Raw genomic sequence first — 17,273 nt, 5'->3', positions numbered from 1 at the left:
ATGGCGCTCCGCAAGCGCAAGCCCACCAGCCCGGGCCGTCGGTTCCAGACGGTCTCGGACTTCAAAGAGATCACCAAGACGACGCCTGAGAAGTCGCTGCTCGTCTCCAAGTCGAACACCGGTGGTCGCAACTCGTACGGCCGCAAGACCGCTCGCCACAAGGGCGGCGGCCACAAGCAGCAGTACCGCCTGGTCGACTTCCGTCGCACCAAGGACGGCGTGCCGGCCCACGTGGCCGCCATCGAGTACGACCCCAACCGCAACTGCCGCATCGCGCTGCTCCACTACCTCGATGGTGAGAAGCGCTACATCCTCGCCCCGCGCAACGTGCAGGTCGGCGATCGGCTGCAGAGCGGCCAGGGCGCCGAGATCCGTCCCGGCAACGCCCTGCCCATGCGCTACATCCCCGTCGGCACCACGGTGCACAACGTCGAGCTCAAGGCCGGCGGCGGCGGCAAGATGGCTCGTGCGGCCGGAACCAGCGTCCAGCTGGTGGCCAAGGAGGGCGACTACGCCACCCTGCGCCTGCCGTCCACCGAGATGCGCCGCGTTCCGATCGACTGCCGGGCCACCGTCGGTGAGGTCGGCAACGCCGAGGCCGAGCTGATCAAGATCGGCAAGGCCGGCCGCAACCGCTGGAAGGGCGTCAAGCCCCAGACCCGCGGTGTGGCCATGAACCCCGTCGACCACCCACACGGTGGTGGCGAGGGCAAGACCTCGGGTGGTCGCCACCCGGTGTCTCCGTGGGGCCAGAAAGAGGGCCGCACGCGAGACAAGACCAAGCCGTCCCAGAAGCTCATCGTCCGTCGTCGCCGCACCCGCGGCTCGCGCCGGTAAGGCCAGGAGTCCGAGATGCCTCGTTCACTCAAGAAGGGCCCCTTCATCGACGACCACCTTCTCAAGAAGGTCGACGTCCTGAACGCCGCAGGCGAGAAGAAGGTCATCAAGACCTGGTCCCGCCGTTCCACCATCATCCCCGACATGGTCGGCCACACGATCGCCGTCCACGACGGTCGCAAGCACGTCCCGGTGTACGTCACCGAGTCGATGGTCGGTCACAAGCTCGGCGAGTTCGCTCCCACCCGCACCTTCAAGTTCCATGCGGGCCAAGAGCGCAACGTGCGCGGGGGTCGATAGCCATGGCGCAGTCCGGTACCAAGATCGCCGCGGTCCGCGAGACCCGCAAGGGCGCAACGATCTACAAGACCAACGAGCGCCCCGGCACCCGTGCCCAGGTGCGCTACATCCGGGTCTCGGCCTACAAGGCCCGTGAGGTGCTCAACCTCATCCGGGGCAAGCACGTGGCCGACGCCGACGAGATCCTGCAGTTCGTCGAGCGCGACATCGCCATCATCATCCGCAAGGCGCTGGCCTCAGCGGTGGCCAACGCCGCCAACAACGACGGCCAGGACCCCGAGGCGCTGTTCGTCTCGGCCTGCTACGCCGACGAGGGCCCCACGCTCAAGCGCTGGCGTCCCCGGGCCCGTGGCCGCGCCACCCGCATCCGCAAGCGCACCTGCCACATCACGATCATCGTGAGCCGGCTGGGCGACAACGAGCTCCGCATCCGTGCCGAGCGCGACGCTCGCAGCGGCCGCGTGGCCGGTGGCACCGCCGGCCGGGCCTCCCGCCGGGCCCGCGTGGCCAAGAGCCGTGACGAGACGACGCACGATCACGATCACGACCACGATCACGATCACGACGACGAGGCGCTGAACACCGACGTCGAGATCGAGGTCGATGAGGTCACCGTCTCCGACGAGGCCCCCGAGGCCGAGGTCGCCGAGACCGAGACCGAGGCAGCTGCCGAAGACACCACCGACGAGGCCGAGGCTGCGTCGGACGAGGCCACCGACGTCGACGCCGACGCCGAGGCCGACGCTGAGACCGACGACAAGGACAACGACTGATGGGCCAGAAGGTCAATCCCTACGGCTTCCGCCTGGGCATCACCACCGACTGGAAGTCGCGCTGGTTCGCCAGCCGCTCCGAGTACGGCACCTTCATCATCGAGGACTGGAAGATCCGGGACCTCCTGATGACCGACCTCCCGCACGCGGCCATCAGCCGCGTCGAGGTCGAGCGCACCCGTGACCGCCTTCGCGTCGACGTGCACACCGCCCGCCCCGGCATCGTCATCGGTCGCCGCGGCGCCGAGGCCGACCGGCTCCGGTCGCGCCTCGCCGAGATCACCGGCAACAACAAGGTCCAGCTCAACATCCAGGAGATCAAGCAGCCCGAGCTCGACGCTGCCCTGATCGCCCAGGGTGTCGCCGACCAGCTCGCCGGCCGCGTCGCCTTCCGCCGGGCCATGAAGCGCGCCGTGCAGAACGCCCAGAAGGCCGGCGCCCTCGGCATCCGGGTCCAGTGCTCGGGTCGCCTCGGCGGCTCCGAGATGAGCCGGACCGAGTGGTACCGCGAGGGTCGGGTCCCGCTGCACACGCTGCGCGCCGACATCGACTACGGCTTCCGCGAGGCCAAGACCACCGCCGGTCGCATCGGCGTCAAGGTCTGGATCTACAAGGGCGACATCCTGCCCTACAAGGCGTCCACCGAAGAGAAGATCACCCGCGAGGCCGCCATGGCCGTGGGCGAGACCTCCGGTGATGCCGCTCCCGCCAAGGTCGTCTCCTCGTCGGCTCGACGCCGCACCGAGGCTGCGCCCGTCGATCCGGCCACCGTGTCCGACGCCGTCGATGAGGCCAAGCCCCTCGTCGCCGAGGCCGATCCCGAGATCGAGAAGCTCCTCGAAGAGGAAGAGGCGATCGAGCGCTCGGTCCGCGAGACCCACGAGACCCCCCACTTCCGCCCCGGGGATGGTGACTGAACATGTTGATGCCCCGCAAGGTCAAGCACCGCAAGCAGCACCGCGGCCGCCTCACCGGTGCCGCCAAGGGTGGCACCCGTGTCACCCAGGGCGACTACGGCATCCAGGCGCTCGAGCCGGGTTGGGTCACCGCCCGCCAGATCGAGGCCGCCCGTATCGCCATGACCCGCCACATCAAGCGTGGCGGCAAGGTCTGGATCAGCGTCTTCCCCGACAAGCCCGTCACCGAGAAGCCCGCCGAGACCCGCATGGGTTCCGGCAAGGGCAACCCGGAGCGCTGGGTCGCCGTCGTGAAGCCGGGCCGGATCATGTTCGAGCTCTCCTACAGCGACCCGGTCGTTGCCAAGGAAGCCATCGAGCGTGCGATCCAGAAGCTGCCGATCAAGGCCAAGTTCGTGACCCGAGACGAGGGGTTCTGATGGCGAAGACCACCACCACTGCTGCCGACCTCGACACCGCCACCATCCGTGAGCGGCTCGCCGAGGAGAAGGACCGGCTCTTCAAGCTGCGGGTCCAGAGCGCCACGGGCACGCTGGAGAACACCGCCGGCTTGCGCAGCGCTCGCAAGGAGATCGCCCGCTACGAGACCGAGCTGCGGGCCCGCGAGATCGAGGCCGCCGAGGCCCTCGCCCAAGAGGAGAACGCCTGATGGCTGAAGAGAACCCCACCGAAGATCGCAACAACCGCAAGGTGCGCGAGGGCCAGGTCACGTCCGACGGCATGGACAAGACCGCCGTCGTCACCGTCATCACCCGCAAGCCGCACCCGCGGTACAAGAAGACCATGGCTCGCACCACGCGGCTGTACGTCCACGACGAGGAGAACACCCTCAAGGTGGGCGACAAGGTCCGTGTCGCCGAGACCCGCCCGCTGAGCAAGCTCAAGCGCTGGCGGATCGTCGAAGTCCTGGAGCGTGCCAAGTGATCCAGCAGGAATCGCGACTCCGCGTCGCTGACAACTCCGGTGCCAAGGAGGTCCTCTGCATCAAGGTGCTGGGTGGCTCCCGTCGGCGCTACGCCAGCATCGGCGACATCTTCGTCGCCACGGTCAAGGACGCCATCCCCGGCGCCGGCGTGAAGAAGGGCGACGTCGTCAAGTGCGTCGTCGTCCGCACCAAGAAGGAGAAGCGTCGTCCCGACGGCTCCTACATCCGCTTCGACGAGAACGCTGCCGTGCTGATCAACGACCAGCAGCAGCCGCGTGGCACCCGCATCTTCGGCCCGGTGGGCCGCGAGCTCCGGGACAAGAAGTTCATGCGCATCGTCTCACTCGCACCCGAGGTCCTGTAATGGCTGGACTCAAGATCAAGAAGGGCGACCGCGTCATCGTCTTGTCCGGCAAGGACAAGGGCAAGGAAGGCGTGGTCCACAAGGCAATGCCCACCGAGGGCAAGGTCGTGGTCGAAGGCGTCAACACCGCCAAGCGCCACCGTGCCGCCCGTTCCGCCACCGACACCGGCGGCATCATCCACATCGACAAGCCGATCCCGGTGAGCAACGTCGCCGTGATCAGCCCGTCCGACGGCAAGGCCACCCGCGTGGGCTACAAGTTCGAAGACGGCAAGAAGGTGCGCATCTGCAAGCGCACGGGGGTGGAGCTCCCATGAGCGACAGCACCGAGACCATCGAGATCCCTCGCCTCAAGGCGAAGTACAACGCCGAGATCCGCGACCAGCTCCAGGCTGCGCTCGGGCTCGGCAACGTGATGGAGGTCCCTCGCCTCGAGAAGATCGTGGTGAACATGGGCGTCGGCGGTGCCGTCGGCCAGGCCTCCCTCCTCGAGCACGCCGTGACCGACCTGACCCTCATCACCGGCCAGAAGCCGCTGATCACCCGGGCCCGCAAGTCGATCGCCAACTTCAAGCTCCGTGAGGGCAACGCCATCGGCGCCAAGGTCACCTTGCGCGGCGATCGCATGTGGGAGTTCCTCGATCGGCTGATCGCCCTGGCGATCCCCCGCATCCGGGACTTCCGCGGCCTGCCGGCGAACAGCTTCGACGGTCGTGGCAACTACACGTTCGGCGTCACCGAGCAGCTGATCTTCCCGGAGATCGACTACGACAAGATCGACCAGACCCGAGGCATGGACATCACCATCGTGACCACCGCCCGTTCCAACGCCGAAGGCAAGGCACTGCTCGACGCCTTCGGTTTCCCGTTCAAGCGTGAAGGGCAGGCCAACTGATGGCGAAGAAGGCTCTGATCAACAAGGCCAACAAGAAGCCCAAGTTCAAGGTCCGGGGCTACACGCGGTGCCAGAAGTGCGGTCGCCCGCACTCCGTGTACCGGAAGTTCAAGCTGTGCCGCATCTGCTTGCGAGACATGGCGCACGCCGGGGAGATCCCCGGCGTGACCAAGGCGAGCTGGTGAGGAGGACTGACCCATGACCATGACTGACCCCATCGCCGACATGCTCACCCGTGTTCGCAACGCCAACGTGGCGATGCACGACGAAGTGAAGATGCCGTCCTCCAAGAAGAAGGAGGCCCTTGCGGCCATCCTGAAGAAGGAGGGCTACATCGAAGACTTCAGTGTCGCCATCAACGCCGACCGTCCGGGCAGCACCCTGACCGTCACCATGAAGTACTCGCCCGAGCGGGCCCGGACCATCTCCGGCCTCCGCCGGGTGTCCAAGCCCGGCCTCCGGGTGTACAAGCCGGCTCAAGAGGTCCCCCGCGTCCTCGGTGGGCTCGGTGTTGCCGTCGTCTCGACCAGCCAGGGTCTCATGACCGACCGCGAAGCGCGCAAGCGCAACGTGGGCGGCGAAGTCCTGTGCTTCGTCTGGTAGGAGCACCCATGTCTCGCATCGGCAAAGCCCCCATCCCCGTGCCCTCGGGCGTCGACGTCACCGTCGCCGACCGCACCGTCACGGTCAAGGGTCCCAAGGGGACCCTCGGCCGGGTCATCCCGGGCACCATCACCATCCGCCAGGACGGCGACGTGCTGCTCGTGGAGCGGCCCGACGACGAGCGTCAGAGCCGGGCCATGCACGGCCTGGTCCGCTCCCTGGTCAACAACATGGTCGTCGGTGTCACCGACGGCTTCACCAAGCAGCTCGAGATCATCGGCGTCGGCTACCGCGCCACCGCCAAGGGCCAAGACACCCTCGATCTCGCGCTCGGGTTCAGCCACCCGGTCGAGGTGAAGGCCCCCGAGGGCATCACCTTCGACGTGCCCTCCCCCAACCGCATCGACGTGAAGGGCTCCGACAAGGAGCTCGTCGGCCAGGTCGCCGCCGACATCCGCAAGCTGCGCAAGCCCGAGCCGTACAAGGGCAAGGGCGTGCGCTACCTCGGTGAGCACGTGGTCCGCAAGGCCGGAAAGTCCGGGAAGTAGGAAACGATGAGCGATTCAGCGAAGCAGAAGCGCGAAGCCCGCATCCGCCGCCACCGGCGGGTGCGCAAGAAGGTCCGTGGGACCGCCGAGCGTCCGCGCCTGGCCGTCTTCCGGTCCAACAAGCACATCACCGCCCAGGTGATCGACGACCGCGCCGGCCACACGCTGGCCGCGGCGTCCACCACCGAGCCTGCGCTCAACGGCAACGGCGGCAACGTCGACGCCGCCACCAAGATCGGTGAGCTCGTCGCCGAGCGCGCCAAGGCCGCCGGCGTCACCACCGTCGTGTTCGACCGCGGTGGCAACCTCTTCCATGGCCGCATCGCGGCGCTCGCCGAAGCCGCCCGCAAGGGCGGACTGGAGTTCTGATGGCTACCAACAACTCTGATGCGCAGCTCCGCGAGTCGCGCGTCATCAACATCAACCGCGTGGCCAAGGTCGTCAAGGGCGGCCGTCGCTTCTCCTTCACCGCCCTCGTGGTGATCGGCGACGGCGCCGGGCGCGTCGGCCTCGGCTACGGCAAGGCCAAGGAGGTGCCCCTCGCCATCCAGAAGGGCACCGAGGAGGCTCGCAAGAACCTCTTCTCCGTCCCGCTGGCCGGGTCCACCATCACCCACCCCACCATCGGGGTCATGGGTGCCGGTCGCGTCATGCTCAAGCCTGCTGCCCCCGGTACCGGCGTGATCGCCGGTGGCGCCGCCCGCGCCATCCTCGAAGAGGCCGGCATCCACGACGTGCTCTGCAAGTCGCTCGGGTCGGCCAACCACATCAACGTGGCCCGGGCCACCATCGCTGGGCTCAAGTCGCTCAAGCGCCCCGACGAGGTGGCCCGCCTGCGCGGCCTCTCGCCCGAGGAGTTCGTCCCCAAGGGCCTGCTCGACGCGTACAACGAGTCCGAGCGCGGGCCCGTGCAGTTCGAAGAGGTGAAGTGACCATGGCCGAGCTGAAGGTCACCCAGATCCGTTCCACCATCGGCGTGAAGCCGAAGACCCGCGGCACCGTGCGTGCCCTGGGCCTGCGTGGCATCGGCCAGACCAACACCCTGCCCGACCGTCCCGAGATCCGCGGGATGATCGCCCGGGTCCCTCACCTCATCACCGTGGAAGAGGTCTGATTCATGAAGGTCCATGACCTGCAGCCCGCTCCGGGCTCCAACAAGGGTCGCCGTCGCGTCGGTCGCGGCATCGGCGGCAAGGGCGGCAAGACCGCCGGCCGCGGCACCAAGGGCCAGGCCGCTCGCGGCACCATCCCCGCCGCGTTCGAAGGCGGCCAGATGCCGCTGCACATGCGCATCCCGAAGCTGAAGGGGTTCAACAACCCCTTCCGCGTCGAGTACCAGGCCGTCAACCTCGACACCCTCGAGGCCTCCGGCCTCGACGAGGTCAGCCCCGAGGCCCTGCACGCCAAGGGCCTCGTGTCCAAGGCTGCCCTGGTCAAGGTGCTCGGACGGGGCTCGGTCACCCGCGCCATCACCGTGCGGGCCCACGGGTTCTCGAAGGCAGCTGAAGAAGCCATCACCGCAGCGGGCGGTACGGTGGAGCGCCTGCCCCTTCCGTGGGGCGAAGGACGCCCGCCCGCCAAGGGCAACCAGTTCACCAACCGCTGACCCGTCGGCCGTCAGGCCGCATCGAACGCCGACCAGGAGCGCGAGTTGTCGACCCTGCGCAACGTCTTCAAGATCCCGGAGCTGCGAAACAAGCTCCTCTTCACGCTGCTGATGATCGCCTTGTACCGGCTCGGCGCGCACATCCCTGTCCCGGGCATCGACCTGGGTCAGATCAAGGAGATCCAGGACAAGGCTGACTCCTCCGGAGTGCTCAACCTGCTCCAGACCTTCTCGGGTGGGGCCATCACCCAGTTCGCGGTGTTCGCGCTCGGGATCATGCCGTACATCACGGCGTCGATCATCATGCAGATCCTCGCGGTGGTGATCCCCAAGCTCGAGCAGTGGCAGGAGCAGGGCGCGGTCGGCCAGCGCAAGATCACCCAGTGGACCCGGTACCTCGGTGTGGCCATCGCCCTCCTGCAGGGCACCGGCATCACCTACCTGTTCCACACGGGTGGCGGCGGCTTCGGCTCCAAGGTCGACACCGCCGGGCTCGACGTGTTCGGCGACAACTACAACGCCCTGCGCTTCGCCCTGGTGGTGCTCACCCTCACCACCGGCTTCGCCCTCCTCATGTGGATGGGTGAGGTCATCACCCAGCGCGGCGTCGGCAACGGCATGTCCCTGTTGATCTTCGCCTCGGTCGTGAGCCAGATGCCCCGCAACTTCCTCACGGTCCAGCAGGAGAAGAACACGGCCACCATGATCGGTGTGGCCCTCATGTTCATCGTCTTGATGGTGGGCATCGTGTTCGTCGAGCAAGGCGTGCGCCGCATCCCGGTGCAGTTCGCCAAGCGCCAGGTCGGACGCAAGATGTTCGGTGGCCAGAGCACCTACATCCCGCTCAAGGTCAACGGCGCCGGCGTGATCTCGATCATCTTCGCCAGCTCGGTCTTGTACCTGCCGGTGATCCTGTCGCAGATCCTCCCCGTCGGCGACGCCACCGCCGAGAACCCGAACATCTGGTGGGACATCCAGCAGTTCGTCGACCAGCACCTCACCAAGTCGACCTCGCCGGCGTACCTGACCGTCTACGGCCTGCTGATCATCCTGTTCGCCTACTTCTACACGGCCATCCAGTTCGACCCGCACAAGCAGGCCGACCAGATCCGCAAGCAGGGCGGCTTCATCCCCGGCATCCGTCCCGGCTACCAGACCGAGCGCTACCTGGCCAAGATCCTCTCCCGGATCACCCTGCCCGGCGCCCTGTTCGTGGCCGCCATCGCCCTCATCCCCGCCTTCGTGCTGGGGAAGATCCTCGGCAACACCGCCGGTGGGCAGCGGCTCGGCTTCTTCGGCATCTCGATCCTGATCGCCGTGGGCGTGGCGATCGAGACCGTCAAGCAGGTGGACGGCCAGTTGATGATGCGCAACTACGAGGGCTTCTTGAACACGAAGACCAAGTCCAAGAGCTCCTCGAAGTAGCACCATGACCGAGGGTGTTCGTCTCGTCATGCTCGGCCGTCAGGGCGCGGGCAAGGGAACTCAGGCAATCCGGTTGGCGCAGCACTTCGTGGTGCCGCACATCTCCACCGGCGACATGTTGCGCGCCGCCGTCGCGGCCGGCACCGAGTTCGGCCTCAAGGCCAAGTCGGTGATGGATGCCGGCGGCCTGGTGGGCGACGACATCATGGTGGGCGTCGTCGACGAGCGGCTCAACGAGAGCGACACCACCAAGCGCGGCTACATCCTCGATGGCTTCCCCCGCACCGTGCCCCAGGGCCGGTCGCTCGAGTCCATCACCGAGACCCGCCCGCTCGACCTGGTCATCAACCTCGAGGTGCCCGAAGCGGTGGTCCTCGAGCGCATCACCAAGCGCCGGGTCTGCAAGACCTGCGGCCACATCTACTCGATCGACGCGCCGCCCAAGAACGGGTGGATCTGCGACGTCGACGGGGGAGAGGTGGTGCAGCGGGCCGACGACACCGAAGACGCCGTCCGCAAGCGCCTCGACCTCTACGCCGCCGAGACCAAGCCGCTGCTCCCGTTCTACGCCGAGCGCGGCGTGCTGGCCGAGGTCGATGGCCTCGGCTCCACCGACGAGGTGTTCGCCCGGCTGCTCGCCGCGGTCGAAGCCCGTCGTGGCGCCTGAGCCCGGCCATGCTGTTCTCGCGCACGCCCGCGGTCCGATCGACCGCCGACATCGCCGTCATGCGCCGTGCCGGCCGCGTGGTCGCCGAGATGCACACCGAGATCCGTGCCGCCATCGCGCCCGGGGTCAGCACGGGCCAGCTCGACCGGATCGGCCGTGAGGTCCTGGCCCGCCGCGGGGCGACGTCGAACTTCCTCGGCTACGGCTACCCGCCGTTCCCGGCGGTCATCTGCGCCTCGGCCAACGACATGGTGGTGCACGGGGTGCCGTCCGACGACGTGGTGCTCGTCGACGGCGACATCATCTCGATCGACTGCGGGGCCATCATCGATGGCTGGCACGGCGACGCGGCGTTCACGGCAGCCGTCGGCGACGTGCCCGACGAGGTGCGCCGGCTGATCGCCGTCACCGAGGCCTCGCTCGACGCGGGGATCGCGGCCATGGTCGAGGGCAACCGCATCGGCGACATCGGCAGCGCCGTCGAGCAGGTCGCCCTGGCTGCCGGTCTCGGTGTGGTGGAGGGGTACACCGGCCACGCCATCGGCCAGGCCATGCACGAGGACCCGAACATCCCGAACCAGGGCACGCCCGGCACCGGCGCCAAGCTCCGCGTGGGCAACGTGCTGGCGATCGAACCGATGCTCGTGCTGGGCACCACCGAGACCGTGGTGCTCGACGACGAGTGGAGCGTGGTCACCGCCGACGGAGGCTGGGCTGCCCACGCCGAGCACACGATCGCCATCACGGCGGACGGGCCCGAGGTCCTGACCCTCCCGTGAGCGCGCTATCTCAGACCTTCTCGGCCCCTGTGGGAGTGTCACACCCGCGTGGTCGCGGTGTGGTAGGGCGCGGACTTGGATGCTTGGAGCAGGCGCGTTACGATCGTTCTTCGGCCCCGAGTGGCTCGCCGCGCTTCCGGGCGCACGAGCCGAGGCTGTATCCCGCAGGATGTACCAGGAGATTTCCGCTGCCCAAGCCCAAGGAAGATGCCATCGTCCTCGAAGGGACCGTGCTCGAGGCTCAGAAGAACGCGATGTTCCGCGTCGAGCTGCAGAACGGGCACGAAGTGCTCGCGCACATCTCCGGGAAGATGCGCATGCACTACATCCGAATCCTCCCTGGCGACAAGGTCCAGGTCGAGCTCACCCCCTATGACCTGGCCCGTGGCCGGATCACCTACCGCTACAAGTAGCCAGCGCGGCGGCACCGCCCGCCCGCCCACAACCTCGAGGCACCGATGAAGGTCCAACCCAGCGTCAAACCAATCTGTGAGCACTGCAAGGTGATCCGTCGACACGGTCGCGTGCAGGTCATCTGCTCCTCCAACCCCCGCCACAAGCAAAGGCAAGGCTGAACCATGGCGCGTATCGCCGGCGTTGACATCCCGCGAGAGAAGCGGCTCGTCATCTCCCTCACCTATGTGTTCGGCATCGGCCGCACCACCGCAGAGAAGATCTGCGAGGCGACGGGGATCGACCAGAGCACCCGCACCCGCGATCTCACCGATGAAGAGATCAACAAGATCCGTGCCTTCATCGACCAGAACTTGAAGGTCGAAGGCGATCTCAAGCGCGAGGTCCAGCAGGACATCAAGCGCAAGATGGAGATCGGCTCGTACCAGGGCCTCCGCCACCGCAAGGGCCTCCCGGTCCGCGGTCAGCGCACCCACACCAACGCTCGCACCCGCAAGGGCCCGAAGAAGACCGTCGCCGGCAAGAAGAAGGTTCGGAAGTAATGGCGAAGCCAAAGCCGGGCGGACGCCGCCCCCGCAAGCGCGAACGCAAGAACGTCACCTACGGGGTGGCCCACATCAAGAGCTCGTTCAACAACACGATCGTCTCCATCACCGACCAAGAGGGCAACGTCATCTCTTGGGCCTCGGCTGGCAACGTCGGGTTCAAGGGCTCCCGCAAGTCGACGCCGTTCGCGGCGCAGATGGCTGCCGAGCAGGCTGCTCGCCGGGCCATGGAGCACGGCGTCCGCAAGGTCGACGTCATGGTGAAGGGTCCCGGCTCCGGCCGAGAGACCGCCATCCGCTCCATCCAGAACACCGGGATCGAGGTCACCGGCATCAAGGACGTGACCCCGGTTCCCCACAACGGCTGCCGCCCGCCCAAGCGGCGCCGGGTCTGAGGTAAGGAAGCATGGCTCGATACACCGGTCCCAAGGTCAAGATCTCTCGCCGTCTCGGCGTCAACATCTTCGAGAACGACAAGGGCTCCAAGGCGCTCAACAAGCGCCCGTACCCCCCAGGCGAGCACGGCCGCAGCCGTCGCCGCCAGCCCTCTGAGTACCTGCTCCAGCTGCAGGAGAAGCAGAAGGCCAAGTACATCTACGGGGTGCTGGAGCGCCAGTTCTCCAACCTCTACAAGGAAGCCAGCCGCCAGAAGGGCGTCACGGGCGAGAACCTGCTCCGCATGCTGGAGCAGCGCCTCGACAACATGGTCTTCCGTGCCGGATGGGCCTCCACCCGTCCGCAGGCTCGCCAGTTCGTGAGCCACGGCATGATCAACGTCAACGGCAAGCGCGTCGACATCCCGAGCTACCGCGTCCGCAAGGGCGACGTGATCTCGCTGCGCGAGAAGTCGCGCCAGATGATCGTCATCCGCCACAACATCGACACGATCGACCGGCTCAAGCCCAACTGGTTTGAGGTCGGCGACTCGGGTTTCCAGGTCACGATCAACGAGCTGCCCGTCCGTGAGCAGATCGACGTGCCCGTCCGAGAGCAGCTCATCGTCGAGCTGTACTCCAAGTAATCCGCACCGCAGAACCCCGAGGAAGGCAATACATGCTGGTCATTCAGCGCCCCACGGTCGAGGCAGTCGGCGAAGAGGAGAACAACCGTCAACGGTTCTCCATCAGCCCGCTCGAACCCGGATTCGGTCACACGCTCGGCAACTCCCTGCGTCGCACCCTGCTCTCGTCGATCCCCGGCGCGGCCATCACGGCCGTCCGCTTCGATGATGCGCTTCACGAGTTCGACACGATCACGGGCATCACCGAAGACGTCACCGACATCATCTTGAACCTCAAGGACCTGGTGCTCACCTCCGTGTCCGACGAGCCCGTCACCCTGCGCATCGACGTGCGCGGCGCGGCGATCGTCACCGGTGCCGACATCCAGACCACGGCCGATGTCGAGGTGCTCAACACCTCGCAGCACATCGCGACGCTCAACGAGAAGGCCCGCCTCGCGCTGGACCTCACCATCGAGCGCGGCCGGGGCTACCTCTCGGCCGACCGCGACAAGGGGAACAACACCATCGGTGTGATCCCGGTCGACTCCATCTTCTCGCCGGTGCGCCGCGTGACCTTCCTGGTCGAGCCCACCCGCGTCGAGATGGACACCAACTACGACCGCCTGGTGCTCGACGTGGAGACCGATGGTTCCATCGCTCCCCGCGACGCCGTGGCGTCCGCCGGCGACACCCTCGCCAAGCTGGTTCAGCTCGTCGCCGAGATGAGCGACGAGCCGCCCACCCTCGAACTGGGCGAGACCAGCGCCACCATGGCCAGCTCGCCCGAGCTGGAAATGCCGATCGAAGACCTCGATCTCTCCGAGCGTCCCCGCAACTGCCTCAAGCGCGCCCAGGTCAACACCGTCGGCGAGCTCCTGCGCAAGAGCGAGGATGACCTCCTGGCCATCACCAACTTCGGCCAGAAGTCGCTCGATGAGGTCAAGGAGAAGCTGAACGAGCGGGGCCTGGCGCTCCGCGGGATGGAATAGCAATGCCTGCAACCCCACGCCGGGGACGTCGCTTCGGCGGCTCCTCGCAGCACCAGAAGCTGATGATGGCCAACCTGGTCTCGTCGCTCATCGCCGCCGAGGGCATCACGACGACGGAGGCCAAGGCCAAGGCCCTGCGCCCCGTCGCCGAGAAGATGATCACCAAGGCCAAGAAGGGCGGGCTCCACAACCACCGCCAGGTGGTGTCGTTCCTGAACGACAAGGAGATCGCCGCCAAGCTGTTCGACGATGTCGGTCCTCGTTACGCAGAGCGCAACGGCGGCTACACCCGCATCCTCAAGCTCGGCCCGCGCCAGGGCGACAACGCCCCGATGGCTCGCATCGAGCTCGTCTGAACCTCTGACACCCCGGGCCCGGCCCAGGGATCAAGCGTCGTGGTCGAACCCCGCCCTCGTGGCGGGGTTCGGTCGTTTTGGCTCCGATGGGGAACCACCTCAGCCGGCACCGCCGGGGCTGAGCACCTAGGCGATCGGTGGGCTCGACAGGGTCGTCAGCTTGTCGGGGTTGATGATCGTCCAGACGCGCTGGACCTGGCCCCCGGCCACCGCGAAGGCGATGGCCAGGTACGGCCGGCCGTCGACGGCGCACACCACGCCCGGCTGGCCGTTGATCAGCTGCAGCGTGTACTCGGTCCCCTCGGCGGCGCGGGTGGTCAGGTTGGCCACGAAGCGGGGGATGCGCTCGGCCACGACCGGGCGGCGGGCGGCATGGTGGTCGGCGCCGCCATCGCTGATCGCCAGCGCATCGTCGGCCAGCAGCGACACGAGCGAGTCGAGGTCGCCCACCTGGGCGGCCGCCATGAACGCCATCGACACCTGCCACGCATCGTCGTCGGTGGGGGCGTAGCGGGGGCGGTCCTGGCGGACCCGCGTGCGGGCGCGGGAGGCGATCTGCCGGCAGGCCTCGGGCGTCTTGTCGACCACGGTGGCGATCTCGTCGAACGGCAGCCCGAACACGTCGGCCAGGAGGAACACGACCCGCTCGACCGGGCCCAGCCGCTCGAGGACGGTGAGGAAGCCGATGGTCACCGACTCGGCGAGCTCGGCCTGCTCGGCGGGACCGGGGTCGGCGTTGGCCACCTCGGGGAGCCAGGGCCCCACGTAGGTCTCCCGGGTGTGCCGGGCGGACTTGAGCTGGTCGAGCGCCAGCCGGCTGGTGACGGTGGTGAGCCAGGCGGCCGGTCGTTCGATCGCCGCCTGGTCGGCACCCTGCCAGCGCAGCCAGGCATCCTGCACGATGTCCTCGGCGCTCGAGCGCGAACCGGTGATGCGGTACGCCAGGCCCTCCAGCCGGGGGCGCTGCTGCTCGAAGTCGGCGTCGTCGCCGCGAGGACGGGCGGTGATCATGCGGGGACCATGGTTGCCGATCGCCCGACTGCGAGCCGGGCCGCCTCGGTGGCACTGGCGGCGACGGCATCGAGCAGCAGGCCGTGAGAACCGACCCAGTCGCCCGCGAGCAGCACGCCGGGGTGGTCGGCCACCGCCACCGGCACCCGGCCGGCGACGCCGCCCGCCGCCGCAGTCGGCATGGCGCCGCTCACGACCATCCGGGCCAGGAACCGCTCGGTGACGACGTCGGCCTCGGCGATGCCGATCGTCCGGGCCAGCGCGGCGAGGCGGGCCTGCTGCTCGGCCGCCGGCACGTGCTCTCCAGGGCGCTGGTAGCGCATGAGGTGGACGACCGCCCCGCCCTCGGGTGCGAGCCGGGCGGGAGGGCAGTGGGTCGACGCGTACACCGGTTCGTCGATGCCCAGCGCGAAGCGGTGCACCGGGGCCCGGCGCAGGCCCAGCTCGAGGCAGGCGGCGGTGACCGGCGGGCCGAGCACCGGCCACGATGGGGGCGTGGCGCCCAGGAGACCGGCGGCGGCGTCGGGCCCGCCCGCGGCGATGACCGTGGCGCCGGCCCGGACCTCGGAGCCGTCGGCCAGCACGATCACGGTCTCGCCGCCCTCGCTGCGCACCGAGCGGGCGCCGGCGCGCACGAAGGTGACGCCGTGGCGGCCGGCCCGGGCGACCAGCTGGTCGACCAGCGCCTGCCACCCGCCGTCGAGGTAGCGCACGCCCGGGCGGACCCCGAGCCGGGCGTTGTGGAGGGCCGGGCCGGCCGCGAGCACGTCCGGCGCATCCGTGTACGTCGCCACCCGGACCAGGGCCTCGACCAGCTGGCGCACCGTCCCCGTCTCGTGGCGCTCGTCGAGCCAGGCACCCACCGTCCGCCCGGCGGTGGTCGCCTCGTCGGCGCGCCAGACCGCCGCGAGGGCGGCGCCGGCCGCGAGCTTCTCCCGGGGCGAGAGCAGGGTCGTCCTCGCGCTGTCGAGGGGGCCGCCCGGGAACCGGTGCACCCGGCCGCCGTGGATCGCCACCGCACCGGCCATCGCCGGCTTGCCGCCGTGGCCGGTGTCGACCCCGACGGCTCGGAGGGCGCGATCGGCCGTGCTCCCCACGTACAACGCGCGGGGTCCGCGGTTGAAGGTGAACCCGTCGCGCTGGTCGCAGCGGGCACGGCCTCCGGGTTGCTGTGCATCGAGGACCACCACCGATGCGGAGGGCCGCGCCCGCGCGGCGGTCACGGCAGCGAGCAGGCCCCCGAGGCCGGCGCCGACCACGACGGTGTCGGCCCGGTGGGGCAGGGCGGCAGCGGGTTCGCTCATGGGTCCTCCTCGAGGGTTCGTCACGGTGATGACGAGCGAGGCGGTGGATGTGTGACACGCGGTCGTCGGAGGGCAGGGGGAGCGGGGCGCGTTATCGTCCGGCCCGATGACGCTGTTCGACGCCACGGAGCCCGGGCCCGAACCCCCCACCGCGGATCCCGCCGATCCCGCCCAGCGCATCCGCCTGGTGGTGGCGTACGACGGGGCCCCGTTCCACGGGTTCGCCCGCAACGAGGGCGTGCGGACCGTCGGCGGCGTCCTCACCGAGGCCATCGGCACGGTCATCGGCCAGGAGGTCGAGCTCACCTGCGCCGGCCGCACCGACAAGGGCGTCCACGCCCGCGCCCAGGTGGTGACCTTCGACGCGTCCGGCGACGACCTCGACCTGGTCCGCCTCACCCGGTCGATCAACAAGATGTGCGCCCCGTCGATCGCGGTCTGGGGCGCCGAGGTGGTGGACCACGGCTTCGACGCCCGGTTCTCCGCCACCGCCCGCCGCTACCGGTACCTCGTGCACAACAGCCCGACGCCCGACCCGTTCACCGCCGACTCGGCCTGGCACGTCGACGAGGAGCTGCTCCTGCCCGCCATGGTCCTGGGGTGCGACGCGCTCATCGGCGAGCACGACTTCGCCGCCTTCTGCCGGCGGCCCAAGCGCCGCGACGGCGAGGAGGCGAGCCTGGTGCGCAACGTCACCGAGGCGGTGTGGCACGACGACGGCGACGGACGGCTCCGCTTCGAGATCGAGGCCTCGTCGTTCTGCCACCAGATGGTGCGATCGGTGGTCGGCACCCTGGTCGACGTGGGCCGCGGCCGGAAGCGCCCGGGCGACCTGCTCGGCGTGATCCGGTCGCAGGACCGCAACCGCGCGGGCGACCTGGCCCCTCCCCACGGGCTGACGCTCTGGGCCGTCCGCTACCCCGGGTGGGCATCGGATCAGCAGCGCGACGGGTGGCCGGCCCCACGTTGACGCTGCGCGAACGCGGACCCCATACTCAGCGGTCCGGACCCA

General features: G+C 68.7%; 29 protein-coding genes and 1 pseudogene. 28 read left to right on the top strand and 2 right to left on the bottom strand.

All coding sequences use genetic code 11. The annotated features are described in order from the left end of the window. From rplB to rplQ, 27 genes and pseudogenes are all read left to right on the top strand, one after another. Positions 1 to 837, top strand: coding sequence for a 50S ribosomal protein L2 (rplB, locus tag ACPPVX_RS07090; protein ID WP_426574196.1), 837 nt, complete (start codon positions 1 to 3; stop codon positions 835 to 837). 15 nt (positions 838 to 852) lie between these two features. Continuing rightward, positions 853 to 1,137 (top strand): 30S ribosomal protein S19, encoded by a 285-nt coding sequence (gene rpsS / locus ACPPVX_RS07085; protein ID WP_426574195.1) that lies wholly within the window; start codon positions 853 to 855, stop codon positions 1,135 to 1,137. Between the two features lie 2 nt (positions 1,138 to 1,139). Further along, a complete protein-coding gene (gene rplV / locus ACPPVX_RS07080; protein WP_426574194.1) occupies positions 1,140 to 1,910 on the top strand; it encodes a 50S ribosomal protein L22 in 771 nt (256 codons plus the stop codon). Further along, positions 1,910 to 2,827 carry a 30S ribosomal protein S3 gene (rpsC, locus tag ACPPVX_RS07075; RefSeq protein ID WP_426574193.1) on the top strand — a complete coding sequence of 306 codons (918 nt, stop codon included), beginning with the start codon at positions 1,910 to 1,912 and terminating at the stop codon, positions 2,825 to 2,827. Before rplV ends, rpsC begins: the two co-directional genes overlap by 1 nt. A 2-nt stretch (positions 2,828 to 2,829) precedes the next feature. Then, positions 2,830 to 3,246, top strand: coding sequence for a 50S ribosomal protein L16 (gene rplP, locus ACPPVX_RS07070; RefSeq protein WP_426574192.1), 417 nt, complete (start codon positions 2,830 to 2,832; stop codon positions 3,244 to 3,246). After that, positions 3,246 to 3,476, top strand: coding sequence for a 50S ribosomal protein L29 (gene rpmC, locus ACPPVX_RS07065; RefSeq protein ID WP_426574191.1), 231 nt, complete (start codon positions 3,246 to 3,248; stop codon positions 3,474 to 3,476). The genes rplP and rpmC overlap by 1 nt, the downstream gene beginning before the upstream one ends. Further along, positions 3,476 to 3,751, top strand: a complete 276-nt coding sequence (rpsQ, locus tag ACPPVX_RS07060; protein ID WP_426574190.1) for a 30S ribosomal protein S17 — start codon at positions 3,476 to 3,478, stop codon at positions 3,749 to 3,751. Before rpmC ends, rpsQ begins: the two co-directional genes overlap by 1 nt. Continuing rightward, complete coding sequence (gene rplN, locus ACPPVX_RS07055; protein WP_216997265.1) at positions 3,748 to 4,116, top strand: 50S ribosomal protein L14; 369 nt, start codon at positions 3,748 to 3,750, stop codon at positions 4,114 to 4,116. The genes rpsQ and rplN overlap by 4 nt, the downstream gene beginning before the upstream one ends. Continuing rightward, entirely contained in the window at positions 4,116 to 4,433 is a 318-nt protein-coding gene (gene rplX, locus ACPPVX_RS07050; RefSeq protein ID WP_426574189.1) for a 50S ribosomal protein L24, read from the top strand. Before rplN ends, rplX begins: the two co-directional genes overlap by 1 nt. After that, on the top strand, positions 4,430 to 5,011 hold the full coding sequence (gene rplE, locus ACPPVX_RS07045; protein ID WP_426574188.1) for a 50S ribosomal protein L5: 582 nt from the start codon (positions 4,430 to 4,432) through the stop codon (positions 5,009 to 5,011). Before rplX ends, rplE begins: the two co-directional genes overlap by 4 nt. Then, positions 5,011 to 5,196 (top strand): type Z 30S ribosomal protein S14, encoded by a 186-nt coding sequence (locus tag ACPPVX_RS07040; protein ID WP_421121211.1) that lies wholly within the window; start codon positions 5,011 to 5,013, stop codon positions 5,194 to 5,196. Before rplE ends, ACPPVX_RS07040 begins: the two co-directional genes overlap by 1 nt. A 13-nt stretch (positions 5,197 to 5,209) precedes the next feature. Further along, complete coding sequence (gene rpsH, locus ACPPVX_RS07035) at positions 5,210 to 5,614, top strand: 30S ribosomal protein S8 (RefSeq protein WP_426574187.1); 405 nt, start codon at positions 5,210 to 5,212, stop codon at positions 5,612 to 5,614. A gap of 8 nt (positions 5,615 to 5,622) precedes the next feature. Then, positions 5,623 to 6,162 (top strand): 50S ribosomal protein L6, encoded by a 540-nt coding sequence (gene rplF / locus ACPPVX_RS07030; protein WP_426574186.1) that lies wholly within the window; start codon positions 5,623 to 5,625, stop codon positions 6,160 to 6,162. Between the two features lie 6 nt (positions 6,163 to 6,168). Then, complete coding sequence (gene rplR / locus ACPPVX_RS07025; RefSeq protein WP_426574185.1) at positions 6,169 to 6,531, top strand: 50S ribosomal protein L18; 363 nt, start codon at positions 6,169 to 6,171, stop codon at positions 6,529 to 6,531. Beyond that, complete coding sequence (gene rpsE, locus ACPPVX_RS07020; protein ID WP_426574184.1) at positions 6,531 to 7,094, top strand: 30S ribosomal protein S5; 564 nt, start codon at positions 6,531 to 6,533, stop codon at positions 7,092 to 7,094. The genes rplR and rpsE overlap by 1 nt, the downstream gene beginning before the upstream one ends. Before the next feature lie 2 nt (positions 7,095 to 7,096). After that, positions 7,097 to 7,276 (top strand): 50S ribosomal protein L30, encoded by a 180-nt coding sequence (gene rpmD / locus ACPPVX_RS07015; protein WP_426574183.1) that lies wholly within the window; start codon positions 7,097 to 7,099, stop codon positions 7,274 to 7,276. A gap of 3 nt (positions 7,277 to 7,279) precedes the next feature. Beyond that, positions 7,280 to 7,768, top strand: coding sequence for a 50S ribosomal protein L15 (rplO, locus tag ACPPVX_RS07010; protein WP_426574182.1), 489 nt, complete (start codon positions 7,280 to 7,282; stop codon positions 7,766 to 7,768). 45 nt (positions 7,769 to 7,813) lie between these two features. Continuing rightward, entirely contained in the window at positions 7,814 to 9,193 is a 1,380-nt protein-coding gene (secY, locus tag ACPPVX_RS07005; protein ID WP_426574181.1) for a preprotein translocase subunit SecY, read from the top strand. Between the two features lie 4 nt (positions 9,194 to 9,197). After that, complete coding sequence (locus ACPPVX_RS07000) at positions 9,198 to 9,860, top strand: adenylate kinase (protein ID WP_426574180.1); 663 nt, start codon at positions 9,198 to 9,200, stop codon at positions 9,858 to 9,860. A gap of 8 nt (positions 9,861 to 9,868) precedes the next feature. Then, entirely contained in the window at positions 9,869 to 10,639 is a 771-nt protein-coding gene (gene map, locus ACPPVX_RS06995; RefSeq protein ID WP_426574179.1) for a type I methionyl aminopeptidase, read from the top strand. A gap of 188 nt (positions 10,640 to 10,827) precedes the next feature. Next, on the top strand, positions 10,828 to 11,052 hold the full coding sequence (gene infA / locus ACPPVX_RS06990) for a translation initiation factor IF-1 (RefSeq protein ID WP_426575005.1): 225 nt from the start codon (positions 10,828 to 10,830) through the stop codon (positions 11,050 to 11,052). 45 nt (positions 11,053 to 11,097) lie between these two features. Beyond that, positions 11,098 to 11,214 (top strand): 50S ribosomal protein L36, encoded by a 117-nt coding sequence (gene rpmJ, locus ACPPVX_RS06985; protein WP_426574178.1) that lies wholly within the window; start codon positions 11,098 to 11,100, stop codon positions 11,212 to 11,214. Between the two features lie 3 nt (positions 11,215 to 11,217). Beyond that, positions 11,218 to 11,595, top strand: coding sequence for a 30S ribosomal protein S13 (gene rpsM / locus ACPPVX_RS06980; protein WP_426574177.1), 378 nt, complete (start codon positions 11,218 to 11,220; stop codon positions 11,593 to 11,595). Beyond that, complete coding sequence (gene rpsK, locus ACPPVX_RS06975) at positions 11,595 to 11,993, top strand: 30S ribosomal protein S11 (RefSeq protein WP_426574176.1); 399 nt, start codon at positions 11,595 to 11,597, stop codon at positions 11,991 to 11,993. Before rpsM ends, rpsK begins: the two co-directional genes overlap by 1 nt. Positions 11,994 to 12,004: 11 nt before the next feature. Beyond that, a complete protein-coding gene (gene rpsD, locus ACPPVX_RS06970; protein ID WP_426574175.1) occupies positions 12,005 to 12,619 on the top strand; it encodes a 30S ribosomal protein S4 in 615 nt (204 codons plus the stop codon). 32 nt (positions 12,620 to 12,651) lie between these two features. After that, on the top strand, positions 12,652 to 13,590 hold the full coding sequence (locus tag ACPPVX_RS06965) for a DNA-directed RNA polymerase subunit alpha (RefSeq protein ID WP_426574174.1): 939 nt from the start codon (positions 12,652 to 12,654) through the stop codon (positions 13,588 to 13,590). Between the two features lie 2 nt (positions 13,591 to 13,592). Next, positions 13,593 to 13,943, top strand: a pseudogene (rplQ, locus tag ACPPVX_RS06960) (50S ribosomal protein L17); the annotation flags it as partial. Positions 13,944 to 14,072: 129 nt separating this feature from the next. Here the strand turns inward: rplQ and sigJ are convergent. Together sigJ and ACPPVX_RS06950 are read right to left on the bottom strand one after the other, a co-directional pair. Continuing rightward, the gene (gene sigJ / locus ACPPVX_RS06955) at positions 14,073 to 14,957 is read right to left on the bottom strand and encodes an RNA polymerase sigma factor SigJ (protein ID WP_426574173.1); all 885 of its coding nucleotides are present in this window, start codon (positions 14,955 to 14,957) and stop codon (positions 14,073 to 14,075) included. Further along, positions 14,954 to 16,261 (bottom strand): NAD(P)-binding protein, encoded by a 1,308-nt coding sequence (locus ACPPVX_RS06950; RefSeq protein ID WP_426574172.1) that lies wholly within the window; start codon positions 16,259 to 16,261, stop codon positions 14,954 to 14,956. Before ACPPVX_RS06950 ends, sigJ begins: the two co-directional genes overlap by 4 nt. A 106-nt stretch (positions 16,262 to 16,367) precedes the next feature. Here ACPPVX_RS06950 and truA point away from each other — a divergent pair, with 106 nt between their 5' ends. Next, positions 16,368 to 17,231 (top strand): tRNA pseudouridine(38-40) synthase TruA, encoded by an 864-nt coding sequence (gene truA, locus ACPPVX_RS06945; protein ID WP_426574171.1) that lies wholly within the window; start codon positions 16,368 to 16,370, stop codon positions 17,229 to 17,231. The last annotated feature ends 42 nt before the right edge of the window (positions 17,232 to 17,273 follow it).

The organism is Aquihabitans sp. McL0605 (genome assembly GCF_049993875.1).
GTDB lineage: Bacteria > Actinomycetota > Acidimicrobiia > Acidimicrobiales > Iamiaceae > Aquihabitans.
Note: the sequence above shows the minus strand (reverse complement) of the source record. Positions and strands in the feature narration are given on the sequence as shown.

Excerpts from the sequence above, each read along its gene's own strand:
- truA (WP_426574171.1), top strand. The coding sequence starts at position 16,368 with ATGACGCTGTTCGACGCCACGGAGCCCGGGCCCGAACCCCCCACCGCG.
- ACPPVX_RS06965 (WP_426574174.1), top strand. The coding sequence starts at position 12,652 with ATGCTGGTCATTCAGCGCCCCACGGTCGAGGCAGTCGGCGAAGAGGAG.
- ACPPVX_RS06950 (WP_426574172.1), bottom strand. The coding sequence starts at position 16,261 with ATGAGCGAACCCGCTGCCGCCCTGCCCCACCGGGCCGACACCGTCGTG.
- sigJ (WP_426574173.1), bottom strand. The coding sequence starts at position 14,957 with ATGATCACCGCCCGTCCTCGCGGCGACGACGCCGACTTCGAGCAGCAG.
- rplR (WP_426574185.1), top strand. The coding sequence starts at position 6,169 with ATGAGCGATTCAGCGAAGCAGAAGCGCGAAGCCCGCATCCGCCGCCAC.
- rpsQ (WP_426574190.1), top strand. The coding sequence starts at position 3,476 with ATGGCTGAAGAGAACCCCACCGAAGATCGCAACAACCGCAAGGTGCGC.
- rpsH (WP_426574187.1), top strand. The coding sequence starts at position 5,210 with ATGACCATGACTGACCCCATCGCCGACATGCTCACCCGTGTTCGCAAC.
- rpmD (WP_426574183.1), top strand. The coding sequence starts at position 7,097 with ATGGCCGAGCTGAAGGTCACCCAGATCCGTTCCACCATCGGCGTGAAG.
- rpsD (WP_426574175.1), top strand. The coding sequence starts at position 12,005 with ATGGCTCGATACACCGGTCCCAAGGTCAAGATCTCTCGCCGTCTCGGC.
- rpmJ (WP_426574178.1), top strand. The coding sequence starts at position 11,098 with ATGAAGGTCCAACCCAGCGTCAAACCAATCTGTGAGCACTGCAAGGTG.
- map (WP_426574179.1), top strand. The coding sequence starts at position 9,869 with ATGCTGTTCTCGCGCACGCCCGCGGTCCGATCGACCGCCGACATCGCC.
- rpsC (WP_426574193.1), top strand. The coding sequence starts at position 1,910 with ATGGGCCAGAAGGTCAATCCCTACGGCTTCCGCCTGGGCATCACCACC.
- ACPPVX_RS07040 (WP_421121211.1), top strand. The coding sequence starts at position 5,011 with ATGGCGAAGAAGGCTCTGATCAACAAGGCCAACAAGAAGCCCAAGTTC.
- rpsM (WP_426574177.1), top strand. The coding sequence starts at position 11,218 with ATGGCGCGTATCGCCGGCGTTGACATCCCGCGAGAGAAGCGGCTCGTC.
- ACPPVX_RS07000 (WP_426574180.1), top strand. The coding sequence starts at position 9,198 with ATGACCGAGGGTGTTCGTCTCGTCATGCTCGGCCGTCAGGGCGCGGGC.
- rplF (WP_426574186.1), top strand. The coding sequence starts at position 5,623 with ATGTCTCGCATCGGCAAAGCCCCCATCCCCGTGCCCTCGGGCGTCGAC.
- rpsK (WP_426574176.1), top strand. The coding sequence starts at position 11,595 with ATGGCGAAGCCAAAGCCGGGCGGACGCCGCCCCCGCAAGCGCGAACGC.
- rplE (WP_426574188.1), top strand. The coding sequence starts at position 4,430 with ATGAGCGACAGCACCGAGACCATCGAGATCCCTCGCCTCAAGGCGAAG.
- rpmC (WP_426574191.1), top strand. The coding sequence starts at position 3,246 with ATGGCGAAGACCACCACCACTGCTGCCGACCTCGACACCGCCACCATC.
- rplB (WP_426574196.1), top strand. The coding sequence starts at position 1 with ATGGCGCTCCGCAAGCGCAAGCCCACCAGCCCGGGCCGTCGGTTCCAG.
- rplX (WP_426574189.1), top strand. The coding sequence starts at position 4,116 with ATGGCTGGACTCAAGATCAAGAAGGGCGACCGCGTCATCGTCTTGTCC.
- rplV (WP_426574194.1), top strand. The coding sequence starts at position 1,140 with ATGGCGCAGTCCGGTACCAAGATCGCCGCGGTCCGCGAGACCCGCAAG.
- rpsS (WP_426574195.1), top strand. The coding sequence starts at position 853 with ATGCCTCGTTCACTCAAGAAGGGCCCCTTCATCGACGACCACCTTCTC.
- rpsE (WP_426574184.1), top strand. The coding sequence starts at position 6,531 with ATGGCTACCAACAACTCTGATGCGCAGCTCCGCGAGTCGCGCGTCATC.
- rplO (WP_426574182.1), top strand. The coding sequence starts at position 7,280 with ATGAAGGTCCATGACCTGCAGCCCGCTCCGGGCTCCAACAAGGGTCGC.
- rplP (WP_426574192.1), top strand. The coding sequence starts at position 2,830 with ATGTTGATGCCCCGCAAGGTCAAGCACCGCAAGCAGCACCGCGGCCGC.